This window comes from Nocardia brasiliensis (assembly GCF_042691675.1).
Taxonomy (GTDB): Bacteria; Actinomycetota; Actinomycetes; order Mycobacteriales; family Mycobacteriaceae; genus Nocardia; species Nocardia brasiliensis_D.
In genome coordinates this window covers 1,720,826-1,738,200 of sequence record NZ_CP170507.1, presented here as the reverse complement: position 1 = coordinate 1,738,200, position 17,375 = coordinate 1,720,826, and the positions used below count along the sequence as shown (strand labels likewise).

15 protein-coding genes are annotated in these 17,375 nt (G+C 67.7%); 8 read left to right on the top strand and 7 right to left on the bottom strand.

Annotated features, from left to right (window positions below):
- Window positions 1-49: 49 nt before the first annotated feature.
- Window positions 50-637, top strand: a complete 588-nt coding sequence (locus ACFK0J_RS08055; protein ID WP_378737990.1) for a TetR/AcrR family transcriptional regulator — start codon at window positions 50-52, stop codon at window positions 635-637.
- Between the two features lie 3 nt (window positions 638-640).
- On the opposite strand, the gene ACFK0J_RS08050 is transcribed toward ACFK0J_RS08055, so the two are convergent.
- The gene (locus tag ACFK0J_RS08050; RefSeq protein ID WP_378737988.1) at window positions 641-1,201 is read right to left on the bottom strand and encodes a nuclear transport factor 2 family protein; all 561 of its coding nucleotides are present in this window, start codon (window positions 1,199-1,201) and stop codon (window positions 641-643) included.
- A 99-nt stretch (window positions 1,202-1,300) separates the two neighbouring features.
- Here ACFK0J_RS08050 and ACFK0J_RS08045 point away from each other — a divergent pair, with 99 nt between their 5' ends.
- From ACFK0J_RS08045 to ACFK0J_RS08030, 4 genes are all read left to right on the top strand, one after another.
- Window positions 1,301-2,263: a GlxA family transcriptional regulator gene (locus ACFK0J_RS08045; RefSeq protein ID WP_378737986.1), complete on the top strand. Its 963-nt coding sequence runs from the start codon at window positions 1,301-1,303 to the stop codon at window positions 2,261-2,263.
- A complete protein-coding gene (locus ACFK0J_RS08040) occupies window positions 2,263-3,129 on the top strand; it encodes an alpha/beta fold hydrolase (RefSeq protein WP_378737984.1) in 867 nt (288 codons plus the stop codon). Before ACFK0J_RS08045 ends, ACFK0J_RS08040 begins: the two co-directional genes overlap by 1 nt.
- A gap of 132 nt (window positions 3,130-3,261) precedes the next feature.
- The gene (locus tag ACFK0J_RS08035; RefSeq protein ID WP_378737982.1) at window positions 3,262-4,476 is read left to right on the top strand and encodes an Ig-like domain-containing protein; all 1,215 of its coding nucleotides are present in this window, start codon (window positions 3,262-3,264) and stop codon (window positions 4,474-4,476) included.
- A 75-nt stretch (window positions 4,477-4,551) separates the two neighbouring features.
- The gene (locus ACFK0J_RS08030; RefSeq protein ID WP_378737980.1) at window positions 4,552-5,943 is read left to right on the top strand and encodes a pyridoxal phosphate-dependent decarboxylase family protein; all 1,392 of its coding nucleotides are present in this window, start codon (window positions 4,552-4,554) and stop codon (window positions 5,941-5,943) included.
- Between the two features lie 3 nt (window positions 5,944-5,946).
- On the opposite strand, the gene ACFK0J_RS08025 is transcribed toward ACFK0J_RS08030, so the two are convergent.
- The gene (locus ACFK0J_RS08025; RefSeq protein ID WP_378737978.1) at window positions 5,947-6,417 is read right to left on the bottom strand and encodes a winged helix-turn-helix transcriptional regulator; all 471 of its coding nucleotides are present in this window, start codon (window positions 6,415-6,417) and stop codon (window positions 5,947-5,949) included.
- Between the two features lie 161 nt (window positions 6,418-6,578).
- On the opposite strand from ACFK0J_RS08025, the gene ACFK0J_RS08020 reads away from it, so the two are divergent.
- Window positions 6,579-7,829, top strand: coding sequence for a cytochrome P450 (locus tag ACFK0J_RS08020; RefSeq protein ID WP_378737976.1), 1,251 nt, complete (start codon window positions 6,579-6,581; stop codon window positions 7,827-7,829).
- 8 nt (window positions 7,830-7,837) lie between these two features.
- On the opposite strand, the gene ACFK0J_RS08015 is transcribed toward ACFK0J_RS08020, so the two are convergent.
- Window positions 7,838-8,491, bottom strand: a complete 654-nt coding sequence (locus ACFK0J_RS08015; protein WP_378737974.1) for an SDR family oxidoreductase — start codon at window positions 8,489-8,491, stop codon at window positions 7,838-7,840.
- A gap of 166 nt (window positions 8,492-8,657) precedes the next feature.
- Here ACFK0J_RS08015 and ACFK0J_RS08010 point away from each other — a divergent pair, with 166 nt between their 5' ends.
- Window positions 8,658-10,223, top strand: a complete 1,566-nt coding sequence (locus ACFK0J_RS08010) for an LCP family protein (RefSeq protein ID WP_378742701.1) — start codon at window positions 8,658-8,660, stop codon at window positions 10,221-10,223.
- 55 nt (window positions 10,224-10,278) lie between these two features.
- On the opposite strand, the gene ACFK0J_RS08005 is transcribed toward ACFK0J_RS08010, so the two are convergent.
- The gene (locus ACFK0J_RS08005; protein WP_378737972.1) at window positions 10,279-11,940 is read right to left on the bottom strand and encodes an FUSC family protein; all 1,662 of its coding nucleotides are present in this window, start codon (window positions 11,938-11,940) and stop codon (window positions 10,279-10,281) included.
- Window positions 11,941-12,052: 112 nt separating this feature from the next.
- Here ACFK0J_RS08005 and ACFK0J_RS08000 point away from each other — a divergent pair, with 112 nt between their 5' ends.
- A complete protein-coding gene (locus ACFK0J_RS08000; protein WP_378737970.1) occupies window positions 12,053-13,462 on the top strand; it encodes an amidase in 1,410 nt (469 codons plus the stop codon).
- Between the two features lie 150 nt (window positions 13,463-13,612).
- Here the strand turns inward: ACFK0J_RS08000 and ACFK0J_RS07995 are convergent, their stop codons facing one another.
- From ACFK0J_RS07995 to ACFK0J_RS07985, 3 genes are all read right to left on the bottom strand, one after another.
- Window positions 13,613-14,650 carry a cation diffusion facilitator family transporter gene (locus tag ACFK0J_RS07995; RefSeq protein WP_378737968.1) on the bottom strand — a complete coding sequence of 346 codons (1,038 nt, stop codon included), beginning with the start codon at window positions 14,648-14,650 and terminating at the stop codon, window positions 13,613-13,615.
- Window positions 14,651-14,780: 130 nt separating this feature from the next.
- A complete protein-coding gene (locus ACFK0J_RS07990; protein ID WP_378737966.1) occupies window positions 14,781-15,836 on the bottom strand; it encodes an alpha/beta hydrolase in 1,056 nt (351 codons plus the stop codon).
- Window positions 15,837-16,124: 288 nt separating this feature from the next.
- Window positions 16,125-17,339 carry a sugar ABC transporter permease gene (locus tag ACFK0J_RS07985; RefSeq protein WP_378737964.1) on the bottom strand — a complete coding sequence of 405 codons (1,215 nt, stop codon included), beginning with the start codon at window positions 17,337-17,339 and terminating at the stop codon, window positions 16,125-16,127.
- Window positions 17,340-17,375: the final 36 nt, after the last annotated feature.

The window sequence follows — 17,375 nt, the reverse complement described above, 5'->3', positions numbered from 1 at the left end:
TAGACTGATCGTTCTATTCAAGGAGTTCGGGATAGTCGAGGAGCTTGTGATGAGGCCGGGACCACGCGAACGTCTGATCGATGCCGCGATCCGACTCGTCCAGGAGCGCGGCGTCCAGGGCACCGGAATCAGCGACCTGCTCGACCGCAGCTCGACCGCGCGACAGTCCATCTACCAGTATTTTCCCGGCGGCAAAGACGAGCTCATCGCGGCGGCGACGCAGGTCGCGGGCGATCGCATCTTGGCGGAGATCATCGCGGCCGCCGAGCGCGGCGGCCCACGCGAAGCGGTGACCACGGCGTTGCGACGGTGGGAGAAAACATTGACCGAGCACGATTTCCGGCTGGGCTGCCCGATCGCCGCCGCCACCGTCGACGGTACGACCGAGCCGATCCGAGCAGCCGCTCTCGCGGCGTTCGAGAGCTGGACCGCGGCGTACACGGCGGTACTGGAGCAGGCCGGCAGCACCGCCGCGCGCTCGCTGGCCGGGTTCGTTGTCACGGCGATCGAGGGAGCGGTCCTGCACGCCCGCGCCACCCACTCGGTGCAGCCGTTGCACGATTGCCGCGACCAACTCGATCTACTCCTGGTCGCCCAGCTCGAGGTCGTCGCTCAGGAGGATTCAGCGGGCCGATAGCCGTCAGGCGACGGCTACACCCTCGCCGCTCGCGTCTTCGCGATACGAGTCGACCCCGTATCCGGGGACATTGATTCCCGGCACGTCCGCACCCAATGCGATGACCTGATTGAGCGTGTTGTGATACTGCCGCACCTCGCCGATTCGGCCGTCACGGAAGCGGACTTCACCGAGATACGCGGCACGGTAGAGCCGTTCGCTCTCCCGTCCGGTGAATTCGCCCTCGACGTTGGCGAACCAGGCATGTGGGGCGGCGAACGGGCGGACGGTGATGCGGGAGAGGTGGCCGGCGTGCCACAGTTCAGCACTCCACCAGAGCATGTGTTCGTACAGTTCCTCGCGGCCATCGATGAGGCCGGGCAGGCCGGGCAACTGCCATGGGGCGAGGAACTGCACGTCGTCGGTGACCAGGTCCAAGATCTGGTCGTGCTCTTGCAGGAACAGCAGTTCGTAGAAGCGTTCGATCGCGGCGCGTTCGACCGCCGCGTCAGGTAAGCCGGTGGATCCGTTACTCCGGGCGCCGACACGTCTCCGGTCCAGCGGAGCGGTTGTCATGCTGATCATCACAAGCCTTCCTGTCGTGCCGGTTGATCGCTCAATAGTGAGTCAGCAAATCATGGGCAAACAAGTGGCGTCAATGACAGCTTCCGTTAAGATCGCGACATGATGGTGGTGGCGATCCTCGTCACAGACGGTGTCAACGCCTTCGACCTCGTCGCAGGCGGTCAGGTTTTCGCGGCCGCGCGGCTCCCCGACGGCACTCCCGGCTACACCGTGCGAATGTGTGGCGAACCCACCGTGGCGCTCGCCTCCGGCCAAGACTGCTTCACCTTGCAGACGATCTGGCCGCTCGACAGCGCCGACGACGCGGACATAGTCATCGTTCCCGGCGCGGCCAGCGTGGTGGACCCGGACCCACGCGTGGTCGCCGCGGTGCGCCGGGCGGCCGACCGCGGCGCCGTGGTGGCCTCCATCTGCACGGGCGCCTTCGTGCTCGCGGCGGCGGGCCTGCTGGACGGGCTGCGCGCGACCACCCACTGGCAGATTGCCGACTACTTCGCCGAACGCTATCCGCGCGTCGAGGTCGATCCCGCGGTGCTGTTCATCGACAACGGAAAGATCCTCACCTCGGCGGGTATCGCCGCGGGTCTGGATCTCTGCCTGCACATGGTCCGCCGCGACTACGGCTCGGCGGTCGCCACCGACACCGCGCGCTTCCTGGTGGCGCCGCTGCAACGCGATGGCGGCCAAGCCCAATTCATCGTCCGTCCCGCGCCGCCGCGGGACGCCACCGCACTGCAACCGCTACTGGGCTGGATCGAACAGCACCTCACCCAGCCGCTGACGCTCGCCGACCTGGCTCAGCACTCCGGCCTCAGCATCCGAACCCTGCAGCGCCGCTTCGAGACCCAGCTCGGAACGACCCCGCTGAACTGGCTGCTCAACGCCCGCATCCGGCACGCGCAACACCTGCTGGAGACCACCGACCTGCCGATCGACCGCGTCGCCGAGCAATCCGGTTTCGGCTCGGTCGCCTCCCTGCGACACCACTTCGCCCACCTGGTCGGCACCGCACCGCGCAACTACCGCAAGACGTTCGGCGATCCGGCGACGATGCTGGAGTGATGTTCGACGACTTCGAAAGCACGCGAATCCCGGTTGGTGACGCATCGATTCACGTCAGATATGGCGGGTCCGGCCCGGCAGTGGTGCTGCTGCACGGACATCCGCGCACCTCGGCGACCTGGCATCGGGTGGCGCCTCGACTCGTCGAACGCGGTTACACCGTGGTCTGCCCGGATCTGCGGGGATACGGGCGGTCACGTGGTCCGGCGCCGACCGATGACCATGCGGGGTACTCGAAACGAGTCGTGGCGAACGACATTGTGGCAGTGCTGGATTCACTCGGCCATCGCCGGTTCGCGCTGGCCGGGCACGACCGCGGCAGCTACGTCGCGTTCCGGCTCGCCCTCGATCACCCCGCGGCGGTCTCGCGGGTGGCACTGCTGGACTGTCTGCCCATCAGCGAGCATCTGTCCCGTATCACCGCCGAGTTCGCCACCCGATGGTGGCACTGGTTCTTCTTCGCCCAGCCCGGCATTCCGGAGCGGGTGATCAATGCCGACCCGGACAGCTGGTACCAGGGCGACCCGTGCGCCATGGGTCAGGAAAACTACGACGAGTGGCGGGCGGCCATGCGTAATCCCGAGGTGGTGCGCGCGATGCTCGAGGACTACCGCGCGGGTGTGACGATCGACGCCGGGCACGAGCGGGCCGACCGTGCCGCCGGGAACAGATTGACCTGCCCCACGCTGATTCTGTGGTCGCTGCGCGACGATCTCGAGGACCTCTACGGCGACCCACTGCGGATCTGGCGGGACTGGGCCGACGACGTGCGCGGCCACGGCATCGACTCCGGCCACCACATGGCCGAGGAGGCTCCCGAGGCGCTGGCCGGCTCGTTGCACGAATTCTTCCGGCCGACGCTATGACACGACCCCGGCCCGGCCACCGACCGCGCTCCGGCATGGAAAATCCGGCGCCGCCGGGCCGGTAAACTCGCTGAGCGGGACAGAAAGTCGAGGGTGCGCAGCGGGAAGCGCACGGCGAACACAGGAGAAATCATGTCGAGTCGCCGCTTCCGATCCAGCGTTGCCGGGATTGTCATCCTGGTCATCGCCCTGGTGGTTGCCGGTTGTTCAGCGTCGGAGTCGAAACAGCCGTCCTCGGCCGACCCGCCACCCGCCGCGATCTCCATCACACCGGCGCCGGGCGCGAAGGACGTCGACCCGGTCGCGCCGGTGCAGGTCAGCGCGGGTGACGGCATGTTGAGCTCGGTGACCATGACCAACGAGCAGGGCAAGCGGATCGAGGGGATTTTCACGCCGGACAAGACGGCGTGGAAGCCAACGGAACCGCTCGGCTACGGCCACACCTACACGATCACCGCGGAGGGCCTCACCATCACCGGCCGCAGTGGCCCGGTGACCTCGTCGTTCGCCACATTGACGCCGAACAACCAGACCAAGGTCTACTTCGAGACCACCGGCGGTGGGCTGCTCGACGGCGGCACCTTCGGCGTCGGCGCCGTCATCGCCGCCCACTTCGACGAGGACGTCCCCGACCGGGCGCTTGCCGAGAAGCGGCTATCGGTGACCACCACGCCGCCGGTCGAAGGTTCGTGGTACTGGCTCGACAACCGGCACGTGCACTGGCGGCCGCGCGAGTACTACACACCGGGTACGAAGGTGACGGTCGCGGCCAACATCTACGCCGTCGATCTCGGCAACGGCCTCTACGGCCAGGAGGACAGCAAGGCGTCGTTCACCATCGGTGCCTCGCACGTCTCCATCGCCGACGACAACACCAAGCAGGTTCAGGTCTTCGAGAACGGCAAGCTGGTCCGCACCATGCCCACCTCGATGGGCATGGGCGGCAGCGAAACCGTCGGCGGCAAGACGATCTCGTTCTGGACCCAGCCCGGCGTCTACACGGTGATGAGCAAGGCCAACCCGGTGATCATGGACTCCTCCACCTTCGGGCTGCCGGTCAACTCCCGGCTGGGCTACAAGGAGACCATCAACTGGGCGACCCGGATCAGCACCGACGGCATCTACCTGCACGAACTGGCCTCCACCATGTGGGCGCAGGGCAATACCAATACCTCGCACGGCTGTCTGAACCTCAGTCCGGAGAACGCACGGTGGTTCTACGAATTCTCGGTCCCCGGCGATGTGGTCGAGGTCCGCAATACCGGCGGCGCGCCGCTGGAGGTGTGGCAGAACGGTGACTGGGGTGTGCCGTGGGATCAGTGGGTGCAGGGCAGCGCGCTGCGGTAGGGGGCGTCGCGGTAAGGCCAGCACCTTCGGACTGGCTCCCGACAAGCCGGGCAGGCGGCTCGTAGCGTCTGCGGTGTGGACGAAAATCTAGCCAACGATCTCGCTGAGTTGCCCGCACTGCTGGATGCCGTGCGCGAGTCGGCGACGGAGGTGTTGACCGGCATCGAGACGCGGCCGGTCGCCCGGACACCGAAAGAGGTAGGGCCCGAGGAACTTCCGGAACACGGCGTCGGGCTGCGCCGGACCCTCGCACTGTTCCGGGAGCGGTGGGAGCCCGCGTTCTCGGGCAGCGCGGGCCCGCGCTACTTCGGCTTCGTCACCGGTGGCGCCACGCCGGCCTCGGTCGCGGGCGATTGGCTGACCGCGGCGCTCGATCAGAACGCGATGTCGGGCGAGGATTCGTCGGCAACCGAACTGGAACACCAGACGGTGGGCTGGGTCGGACGGCTGTTCGGCTTGGACCAGCACACCGGCGCGTTCGTCAGCGGCGCGACCATGTCCAACTTCGTCGGTCTGGCGATCGCGCGCGAGTGGTTGGGGGAACAGCTCGGCATCTCGGTGGCAGATGCCGGTGTCGGTGCGCTCGGACCGGTGCCCGTGTTGTCGGGGACGCCGCACTCGAGCATCTCGAAGTCGTTGTCCATGCTCGGAATCGGCCGGGACAGTGTGCGATTGGTGCCGACCCTGCCCGGCCGGGAAGCCGTCGACGTAGACCGGCTCGCCGAAGCCCTCGACGCGCTCGATGGCAGGCCCGCCATCGTGGTCGCCAACGCGGGGACGGTGAACACCGTCGACTTCGATGACCTGCGCGCGATTGCCGCACTGCGCCAACGCTATCCGTTCTGGCTGCACGTCGACGGTGCGTTCGGCGCGTTCGCGGCGCTGGCGCCGGAGCATGCCGCGCTCGTCGACGGTCTCGGCGAGGCGGATTCGGTCTGTGTCGATCTGCACAAGTGGCTCAACGTGCCCTACGACTCGGCGGTCCAGTTCAGTCGGCGCCGGGATCTGCAGGTACGCGTCTTCCTCAATGCCGCCGCGTATCTGACGGCCCCCACCGGCACACCGGATTTCGGGCACCTGGTCCCGGAGAACTCGCGGCGGCTGCGTGCCCTCACCGCATGGTTCTCGCTGACCGCCTACGGCCGGGACGGGCACCGGGACATCGTGCAGCGCAACATATCCGGCGCGAACCGCCTGGCCGGGCAACTCACCGAGACCGGTCTGCTCCGGCTCGTCGCGCCGGTCCGCCTCAACGTCGTCTGCTTCACCCTCACCGACCGCGCCACCCCCGAGCGGATCGACGCGCTGGCCGCCGCGGTCGCCGACAGCGGCGAGACCTTCGTGACACCAACGGTTTACGACGGCATACCGGCGCTGCGCGCCGCGTTCAGCAACTGGCGCACCACCGACGCCGACGTGGATCGGGCGGCCGAAGCGATCACCGCCGCCGCGCTCGCCCTCTCCTGATCGTCAGATCGCCACGTCCGTGGTGGCGGCCGGGTGGAAGCCGGGGCCGGGCCTCGGGTCGACGTCGCGGGGGTCGAGTTCGGCACGGCAGTGGTCGCACACCATCAGCGGTGTGATGGCGTGCCCGCAGGTGCGGTGCTCGAGGATGAGCGGCGGGCCGTCCGGCTCGGCCAGGTGGCGGTCGCCCCATGCGGTCATCGCGATGATGATCGGGTAGAGCTCGCGGCCCGCGGCGGTGAGGTGGTAGTCGACCCGCCCGCCGCCCTCGTCGGTGCGGGTGAAGATGCCCGCGTCGATCAGCATGCGCAGTCGGCTGGTGAGCAGATTGCGATTGGTGATGCCGATATTGCGGGCAAAATCGCTGAACCGGCGCACGCCGAAGAACGCCTCGGCGATGACCAGGATCGTCCACCGGTCACCGAGCAGCTCGACGACGCGGGACACCGAATCATCGGCCGGGCGTCGGATGGTCATGGAAACATCCTCGCAGAACGAGTGCGACCGAACGGCGACCGTGGCCGCGCACGGTCGGAGCGAAGCGGCGTTACCCCTGATCTTGGTATTGCATTCCTACCGTCAGTATCGGAATAATACTACCTGTCCGGTTGCCGCCGGATCCTTCAGGTGGGAGTCCCATGACGACAGCAGCAGAGTCGACCGCCGACTACGTACGCTTGCTCGACCCCGCGGTCCGGCCGAATCCCTACCCGCTCTTCGCCCGGCTACGGGAGGCCGGGCCGTTTCGAATCGGCACCGCGCCGGTCGTCGTCGTAACCAGCCATGCCGACTGCACGGCCGTGCTGCGCGACCCTCGGGTGAGCGTGGACCGGTCGCTGGCGAAACTACAGCTCGGCTCGATGCCGATCTACGATGCGGCGAAAACCACAGCGGCGCAGGCCAAGCCATCGTTCCTCTTCCTGGATCCGCCGGACCACACCCGGCTGCGGCGACTGGTATCGAAGGCTTTCACCCCGCGCGTGGTGCAGCGGCTGGAGCCGAGGATCACCGAGATAGTCGATGACGTTCTCGACAAACGCTCGGCCGCAGGGACATTCGACGCCGTCACCGAATTCGCCTATCCACTACCGGTGACCGTCATCTGCGAACTGCTCGGCGTGCCACTGGCAGACGAAGCGCAGCTGAGCCATTGGTCGTCGCTGCTGGCCCGCACGCTGGATCCGACGTCACGGCAGGCTGCGGAATTCCGGGCCGACCCGGCCCAAGTGCAGCGCGCCGGAACCGAACTCAGCACCTATTTCGAGCGGCTGACCGAACACCGCCGCGCCACACCGGGACCGGACCTGCTGTCGGAGCTGATCGCGGCGGAAGACGCCGGAGACATGCTCACCCATGAGGAGCTGATCTCCACCTGCGCGCTGCTGCTCGTCGCCGGACACGAGACAACGGTCAACCTCATCGCGAACGCGACCCTGGCGCTGCTGCGCCGTCCCGACGAACTCGCCGCACTGCGCGCGAATCCCGAACGGGCACAGGCGATTGTCGAGGAAACACTGCGCTTCGATCCACCGGTCCAGCTGATCCCGCGCATCGCCGCCGACGACTTGACGGTGGGCGACATCGACATCCGCCGCGGTGACCTGGTGGTGATGCTGATCGCCGCCGCGCAGCGCGACCCGGCCGTGTTCACCGACCCGGACCGCTTCGACCCGTCCCGCGACAACCGCCACCTGGCCTTCGGACTCGGCGCGCACTTCTGTCTCGGCGCTCCGCTCGCCCGGCTGGAGGCACGGGTGGCGCTCACCCGGTTCGCCCAGCGCGTCGAAGCACCGCGGCTGATCACCGATCCGCCGGTCTATCGCGAACACGTGAACCTGCGCGGACCGGCGCATATGCCGCTGGAGTTCGCCGCGATCCTGCCTCGATAAGTCAGCCGTTACCCGTTGTAGGACACGTGCGGTGTCCAGTCGTCGAGCGGCCGGCCCGCGGCGGCGTGCAGCGCCTCGGCAACCCGTTCCCTGGTGAACGCGCCCGCGCCGAGCACACCGTTGATCTGCACGGCCACGGCCCGAATGCCGTTGGGCGCCAACGTGGTATCGAGACTGGTTACCAGATTGCGCACGGCCGCCTTCTGCACGCCGAGCGAGGCCGCCTGATTCCACGGCTTGTCGGCGGCGGCGCTTCCGGTGACCAGCACCCGTGCGCCCTCGGCGAAGAACGGCAGTGCCGCCTGCACGGCGGGCAGCAGCGCGGCGGCGCCGATGGTGAAGTCCTCGATCAACTCGGGCACCGACAGCTGCAAGGGGTCGGACTGCCGGAAGATGCTCGGGTTGAAATGCAGCACATCGATCCGGCCTTGCCGCTCCCCCACCTCGCGGACCACCCGAGTCACCTCGGCCGGATCGGACAGGTCCACTCCGACACCTTCCGCATCGAATCCCTCACCACGTAACTGTTCGGCCAGTGGCGCGGCCTCCTCCGGTAACCGACAAGCCAGGGATACCGCGTACCCGTCACGGGCGAAGAGTCGGGCAACGGCCAAACCGACACCGGGACCGGCGCCGAGCACGAGAAGCACGGGAGCAGACATGCCACGAGCCTAGAGCCGGTGCCGAGCACCGCCACATATCCGGCGGTGATGTGGGTATTACGCGGGCGTGCGTACTCTCGATTGAGGCGAACCAAAGAACGAGACGGCGAGGAACGATCCGGTGGAACGAGTGCCGAAGAGAGCGCAGGGCACGGAATCCCCCGCGATGTTCGATGCGGATACCGTCGAGTTCGCGCGAGTCACCGACCCGTCCGCACGCCCGGCACGCCACCGCCGCGCCGCGCCGAAACCACATCGAGGGCGTCGGGTAGCGAAGAACGTGGTGCGGGTCCTGGTCTCGGTGACCGCGCTCGCGGTGCTCTCCGGCACCGGGTTCGCCTGGTCGGCCAAGGTCGACTTCGACCGCGGGTTCAACCGTTCCGACGCCATCGGCGCCGACGCGCCCCGTTCACTGGGCGGCGACCTCAATATCCTGCTGATCGGCCTGGACACCCGAAAAGATCAGAACGGCAACGATTTACCGAAGGAGATCCTCGACCAGCTGCACGCGGGTGACAGTGACGACGGCGGCTACAACGCCAATTCGCTGATCCTGGTGCACATTCCGGCGGACATGCGCAAGATTGTCGCGTTCTCCATCCCACGCGACGACTACGTGGCGGTTTCCGGCATTCCCGGCTACGACCACATCAAGATCAAGGAAGCGTACGGGCTGAAAAAGGCTGCCGCCGAAGCGAAGCTGATCGCCAATGGCGAGAAGGATCGGGTCACCCTGGAACGTGCGGGTCGCGAGGCGGGACGGGCGTCCATCGTGTCCACGGTCCGCACTCTGGTCGGCGTCCCGATCGACCGGTTCGCCGAAGTCTCCCTCGCCGGGTTCTACCACCTGGCCGACGCACTCGGCGGCGTGGACGTCTGCCTCAACAAGGCCGTCGACGACAGTTACTACTCCGGCGCCAAGTTCCCCGCCGGGCCGCAGCACCTCAACGCTTCCGAAGCACTCGCCTTCGTCCGCCAGCGGCATGGTCTGGAGAACAGCGACCTGGACCGGACACACCGGCAGCAGGCGTATCTCACCTCGGTGGCCAAGTCGCTCAAGGATTCCGGGACGCTGACCGATCTGGGCAAACTCGGCAAATTGATGGATGTGGCGCATGAGAACGTGGTGCTCTCCGACGGGTGGAACCTGCTCGACTTCGCGCGCAGCCTGGGCGCCGCCGGATCCATGTCGGTCGAGTTCCGGACGCTGCCCGTTGTGCGCTACGACACGGTGAACGGCCAAGACGTCAACATCATCGACCCGGCGGCCATCAAGAAGGAAGTACGGGCCGCGTTCGGGGTCGAAACACCGAGCACCGCTCCGGCGCGCACGCCGACCAGCACGGTCGATGTACAGAACGCGGGGAGCCTGACCGGGCAGGCCGCCAAGCTGTCCGCCGCGCTCACCACCCGTGGCTATCGAGAGGGTGAAGTCAGCAACCGTCTCAGTACCACGACGACAACCACGATCACCTACGGCGCCGGTGCCGAAGCGGACGCGGCCCAATTGGCCGAGACCCTGGGCGGACTCACGCCCACCGCGTCGACGCAGGTTGCACCCGGGCACATCCTGGTCACGCTCGGTAGCGACTTCATCATGCCCGCCGAACTGAGCTCGAGTCCTACCTCGACGACCATTCCGCCCACGTCGGCCAGCACCGCCGAGCCCGCACCCGACTCCGGCAAGCCGCTCACGACGACGATCGGTAGCACTATCCCCTGCGTGAACTGATGATCGGTAGCACCATCCCCTGAGTGAATCGAGGGTTGTCGGTGCCCGGTGCTTGCTACCGGCCGTCTGCGGCGGCCGAACACGGGACCAGCGCGGCGAACGCCGCATCCCAGCCGTCCGGGTCGGCCAGCAGCGCACCGGGCGGCAGCTCCCAGTACGCGGCGAGCAGGTCGTAGCCGAGGTGGGCGGTGGCGGCGTGTGCGGGCCAGTGGTCGGCGGTCCACTTCGGATCCTCGGTGGCCGAGTCCACGCCAGTGCTTGCGACCCCGACCAGTTCGAACTGCAACTGTTGCAGCAGCACCGCCGCGGGGGCACCGGCCGGTTCGGTGCGCGACAGCTCCAGCAGGGCACGGGCGACGGCGCAGACCCGGGCTTCGATCCAGCGGAAGGTGCGCCGGTGCGCGTGCGGTGCGACGACGTGCGGGACGAGCACCGCGATACCGACGCCGATCACCGTCTCGATGAAGCGATCCCGAATCAACGGCCCCACCGAGCCGTCCGGTGTCGCACCGACCGCGAGCAGTGCTATCGGCGTGATGAAGATCGCCGCGAGCGCGTAGTTGCGTGGCACGAACAGCTCCATCACGAACAGCAACGCCGCCACCAGCACGATGAGGGCGTAACCGGTAAGTGCGAGCTGGTGGATGATCCCGAAGAGCACCAACCCGACCACCGTGCCGACGAAGCGATGAATGCCCCGCACCTTGCCGCGCACCCGATCGGGGCCGATCTGCAACACCATCAGCGCGGTGAACACCGCCCAGTGCGGCCGGTCCTGGCCGAGCAATGCGCTGAGCCCGCCCGCGACCAGACAGGCAACGCCGACGCGGTAGGCGCTGATGGTGGCGTGCGAATCGAACGACAGTGATCGACGCAGCCGGAAGCCGACGCCGGGGCGGACGAAGGAGATCAGCGGGTCGACGACCAGGTCATTGGTGTCGTCGTAGGCCGGACCCGCGAGCCTGCGCCGGGCCGCGACCAGCGAGTCCATCAGCGCGGAGTTCGGTGCCCTGGTCGGCAGGCCCGCGTCGTACACCGCGGCCCAGGCCTCCGCCACCGCCGCGCCCGCCTGGTGCCGCAGATCGATGGCGCGTCGGCCCGCGGCCCGCGCCGCCAGGTACGCGTCGACGGCGCCGATCGCGGCCTCGACGGCGACGCGCTCCGGCTTGCGCCGATCACGCAGCACCCCGGCCATCGACACGATGACCGAAACGCCCGCGCCGAAAGCCGTGCAGGACAACAGCACCGCCGTCGACACGCCCGCCTCGGCGGCCATCATGGAACCACCGCAGGCAATGACGAAGAGCAGGGCACCCGGCGGACCGAGCCGCAACGCATCGATCACATAGACGGCGACCATCGCGACCGCCGTGAGCAAGGCCACCGTCAGCAGCGAGGCGCCGAGTCCGCCGGAGAGCCCGTGCCCGAGCAGCGCGCCGACGCCGCTGGACGCGAGCAGTGCGATGCCCGCGGTGAGTACCACGATCGCACGCATGCGATACGCCCTCCGCTCGCCGTACATCACCGCGAAGGCGCCGAACAGCACGAACAACGCGTGCTCCGGCTGCCCCGCCGCCACCGTTATCGCGGCGGGTATGGCGAAGGCCACCGCGGACCGCAGGCCGGGACTCCACCGCCGTCCCGCGGGCGGAAGCGCGAACAGCAGTGAGCCGATCCGCCCCTGCGGCGGCAGCGGATCGGAGACCGACGGGGCCATCTACATCCTTCCGAGTCGTCAAGCGTGCTTGCCGTTCCACCGTATGCGGCCGCCGATCCGTACCGGTCAGTCGGTCCGGTCGCTGCCTGTCCGGCCCGGCTAGATTCGAAGGGTGACCGCTGACGCTCCGCCCACCCGCCTCCATTGCTTCGCCGACGACGCGCTCGGCGACCACGACGCCGTCGCGCTGGCCGAGCTGGTGCGCAACGGGGAACGGAGCCCGCGCGAGCTCGCGGCGGCGGCGGTGGAACGCGCGCGCCGAGTCGAGGAGTTGGCGGCGGTCGCCTACGCGAGTTACGACAAGCCGCTGCTGCCCGCGGAACGCAGTGGGCGGTTCTATGGGGTCCCGACCTTCGTCAAGGACAATGCCGATATCACCGGGATGCCGACCAACCATGGCACCGCGGCGTTCCGGGCCAAGCCCGCGCAGGAGCACGGCGGGTACGCGCGCCAATTCCTCAGTGCCGGAATGACAGTGCTCGGGAAGAGCACGCTGCCGGAGTTCGGATTCAACGCGACCACCGAGCCGCCGTTCGCGCGAACCACCCGAAATCCTTGGCACACCGGCTATTCGGTGGGTGGCTCGTCGGGCGGGTCAGCAGCGTTGGTCGCGGCCGGGGTGGTGCCGATCGCGCACGGTAACGACGGCGGCGGATCGATTCGTATTCCGGCGGCCTGCGCCGGGCTGGTCGGGTTGAAGCCGAGCCGGGGGCGGCATATCGATTCGGCGATGGCGCGGAAGCTGCCGATCAACATCGTCAGCGAAGGCGTGCTGACCAGGACGGTGCGCGATACCGCGGCGTATACCGCTGCGGTGGAAGAATATTGGCGCAATCCCGCGCTGCCGCCGATCGGCTCGGTCGAGGGGCCGGGGTCGAAGCCGCTGCGCATCGCGCTCCTGCTGGAGAATATCGGCGGTCCGGTGCCTGCGGGGCCCATCCGCGCGGCCGTCGAAAAGGTCGCTGCCACCTTGGAATCGCATGGTCACCGCGTCGAGACGGTGCCGCTGCCGTTCGATGCGGCGCTGGAGGCGGCATTTTTGCACTACTGGGGTCTGCTCGCCACGTTCGTCGCCGCCACCGGCAAATTGGCTGACCGCCGTTTCGACACCAGTCGACTCGACGATCTCACCCTCGGCCTGCGCCGACACTTCCTGCGTGGCGCGTGGCGCGCGCCCATGACGCTGTATCGCCTACGCGCCGCGGCCGCCACCTACGAACGCGCCCTAGGCCCGTACGACGCGATCCTGCTACCCACCCTCGGCCACGAGACCCCCGAACTCGGCTACCTCAGCCCCACAGTGCCATTCGATGAACTCCTCGACCGCTTACGCGCCTACGTAGCGTTCACACCCATCAACAACATCACCGGCACCCCCTCGATCACCTTCCCAGCTGGTCTGACGCCGACCGGCCTCCCCATCGGTGTCCAATTCGCAAGCACCCGAGGCAACGAACGCACCCTCCTCGAACTCGCCTACCTCCTCGAAGCCGAGCACCCGTTCCCGCGATTGGACCAGTAGCGGGCTGAATTCGATCTCACAGAGCCTTCGTGCGCCTTACAGAGGGTGTACGCCCTATGCGGCGGGTGGAGGCTCTGTGAGATCAACTTGCGGTGCGTCCCGATTCGGCGTCGGCCGAGAACTTTTCGGCGCGGTGCTGACGGTCGCTGGCTAGTTCTGGGGGTTCCCCAATCCGGGGGAGGCTCCAGGCCTTTCGCGGTGGACTGGTCCGTGGGAGTCGTCGCAGTGTTCTTCCAGGACCGGCAGGAGGCGGTTGGCGTTCGGGCTTGTGGCCGCGGAGACCAGTTGGGAATGGTCGACTTGCAATGTGGTGTGGGTGATTTCGTAGTCGTGGTCGAGTAGGCGTTCGATTTGCTGGCGCAGTCCGTGGCAGTCGGCGCCGGATTGGACGAGGACGTGCGCGGAGAGGGCGACGTTGCCGGAGGTGATCTGCCAGACGTGCAGATCGTGCACTTCGTCGACGCCGGGGATCTCGACGAGCCGGCGGCCGAGGGCATCCGGGTCCACCCCGGCCGGTGCGGCTTCGAGGAAGATCCGGCCCGATTCACGGACCAGGCCGAGACCGGCCTTCACCATCAGCGCGACGACGACGAGCGTGGCGATCGCGTCGGCGCGGGCGAAACCGGTGAGCAGCACCACGACTCCGGCGACGGCGGTCGCGATGAAGCCATACAGGTCGTTGAGCACGTGCTGGAACGCGCCCTCCACATTGAGGCTGGAGCGGTTCGCCTTGCTGATCGCCCATGCCGCGGCGACATTCACCACGATGCCGACGAGCGCGGTGACGACGACCAGCCCACCGGTCACCTCCGGCGGGTCGAGCAACCGTCGAATGGCCTCGTAGGTCAGCCAGCCCGCGAGCACCAGCAGCGTGATGCCGTTCGCCTGTGCCGAAAGGATCTCGGCACGCTTGAAACCATAGGTGTATTTGCCGCGGGCGGGACGGGCGGCGATGCGAATCGCGGTGAGCGCGAGCACGATCGACGCCGCATCGGTCAGCATGTGCGCCGCATCCGAGAGCAGGGCCAGCGAATTCGCCAGCAGACCGACCACGACTTCGATCATCATGAAGCCGGTGATCAGCGTGAGCGCGACCGTCAGCCAGCGGCGGTCGGCATCGACGGACACACCGTGGGAGTGCGCCTGACCGTTCCCATGACCGTGTCCGTGCTCGTGTTCGTGTCCCATTAACCGCCCGCTTTCGTCACCGCCACGTATGCGCATATCTGCATCTGTTTACCCACCTTAGCCGACCCTATGCCGACCGCAGCCTACTATCTGAATGACCTAGGTCACAGGGCCGCGGTCGGCGGGCGCGTCAGCTGTACAGGCCGCGGGCGAGCACCGGCCAGGAGGCGACGAACGCGTCCTGCCAGTAGCCCCAGGAGTGCGTCCCGGTGGGCGTGAAGTCGAAGGTGGCGGGGATCCCCAACTGGTTCAACCGGTTCCGCAGGTTCATCGAACACATCCGGATACCCGCTTCGATCGCGCCGCCGACCACCAGCTGATCGGCCCACTGCGAGACGCCGGGCTTGATCTGGAACGGTCCGTCGAGGGTGTCGTGCGGGCCGGGCAGGCCGCTGCCGCTGGAGACGAACAGGTTCACCCCACGCAGTTTGTCCGCGTGCACGAGCGGGTCGTTGGCCGCCCACAGCGGGTCGTCGAACGGGCCCCACATGTTGGCGATCGTCCCGCCCCCGCGCTCCACCGTCATCTGGACGAACGACTGGCCGATCGGGTCGCTGGTCTGTGCGCAGCCGCTATAGGAGGCGACGCTGCGGTACAACTCCGGCTTCGCGATGGACAGCGCGAGCACCGAGGTACCCGCCATCGAGAGCCCCGCGATCGCATTCACCTTGTTGGTGCCCAGCGCCGCGTCGATCAGCGGCGGCAATTCCTCGGTGAGGTAGGTCCGCCATTTGTTGGGTCCGAGCACCGGGTCGTCTTTGATCCAGTCCGTGTAATAGCTGAACTGCCCGCCGACCGGCTGGACCACGTTGATGTTCTTGTCCGACAGGAAATCGAGGACGTTGGTACGCAACTGCCAGCTGGCATCGTCTACGCCGCCGCCCGCGCCGTTCAGCAGGTACAGCGTCGGCCGCGGCTGCGCGGTATCGGCAGGCCGCTGAATATCGACCGGAAAGGTCGCCCCCTCCATCGCCGTCGAGCGCACCCAGATTCGAATGTTGCGTCCGTCCGGCTCTTCCACCCGGGCGATCACCGAGCCGTCGGGCGCGGCGGGCGTATGCACCCACTCCGCGGTCGAAGCCGTCGCCTGCGCCGGTGCCCCGGCCGCGATACCGGCACCGAGGCACAGCGAGGCCGCCAGCACTACTGCCCGAGCCCGAACCACCCAGGTCGATCTGCGATCCACGAACACACTCCCAAAACCCCGACCCGCACGGCACAACTCCCCCACGTGTCGGTCATCCGCCCGAGCCCGTTACCGAATCCCGGTGTTCACTCGAACACACCAGCCGCCGATCCAACGCCACCCCGTCGGTGGTCCCGCGCAGGTATCGGCGTCGCGCGCACGGAATCGCTAGCTGGTTCAGGCGCGGCGGGCCCATTCGTGCGCGGCATTCCGACGGCCCGCCTGGACGCGGCACACACCCCTCCGCGCCCAGGCGCCCCTCCGTTGGGCGATCGCGATCGCCCTGATTCAGCGCGCTCCCTCGGCGCCGCGCCGGGCCACCGAATCGATGGCGACGGAGACCGCGAGCACGGCGCCGGTGACCATGAAGCGCACCGAGGAGTCCACATTGAGCAGCAGCATGCCGTTCGTGATGGATTGGATGACAAGGATTCCCAGCAGCGCGGCGTAGGCGCGGCCGCGGCCGCCGAACAGGCTGGTGCCGCCGATGACGGCGGCGGCGATGGCATTGAGCAGGATGTCGCTGCCGCCGGAGCTCTGGTTGACCGCGACGAGGCGGGAGGCGGCCAAAATGCCGCCGATGGTGGCCAGCACGGAGCAACCGACGAAGGCGGCGATGCGGATCCCGGTGACATTGATGCCCGCCCGGCGGGCCGCTTCGGCATTGCCGCCGACGGCGTACATGCGGCGACCGAAGACCGTGCGGCGCAGGATCAGGTCCGTGGCCAGCACGAGTCCACCGAAGATCACCAGTGTCAACGGAACGCCGCGATCGGAATTCAGCACGAGCACGGTGGCGCCGAGTAGGACGGCGAGGCCGCCCGAACGCAGCACGATCCAGACCGGCGCGGCGGCGTCGAGCCCGGCGTGCACGCGTTGATGCCGGGTGACCAGGCTGGTGGCCAGGTGCCCGCCCGCGAGCAGCACTACCAACAGCCAGCCGAGCGACGGCGCGAGCCAGGTGTCGCTGATGATCGCGATGCCGCGGTCGAACGGCAGGTTGACGGTGCCTTCCTTGCCGAGCAGATACAGCATCAGCCCTTGCCAGCCGATCAACCCGGCCAGCGTCACGACGAACGACGGCATGCTCAGCATCGTCCGCATGAGCCCGTGCAGCATGCCGATCGCGGCGCCGACGGCGATGGCCGCTATCACCGCGAACACGACGTTCCAGCCGTGGCGCACGTACAGCAGCGTCATCACCACGGCTGTCAATCCGCTGACCGAGCCCGCGGAGAGGTCGATCTCGCCGAGCAGCAGCACCAAAACTATGCCGAGCGCGATGGTTCCGGTCGCGGCCATCTGCAAAGCGAGGTTGGTGAGATTCTCCGCGGACAGAAAATGGGCGTTGAGCCGGTAGAACACAGCGGCGATGATGACCAGCCCGATCGCAACCGGTACCGATCCCACCTCGCCGCGGCGTAGTCGGTCCATCGCGGCGTCCACCAATCCGCGCTCCTGATTCCCCTGCCAGACAGATCTTTTCACAACAATGTCACTCATGACAGCACCTCGCTAGCGCTCGGCACTGCCATGCGC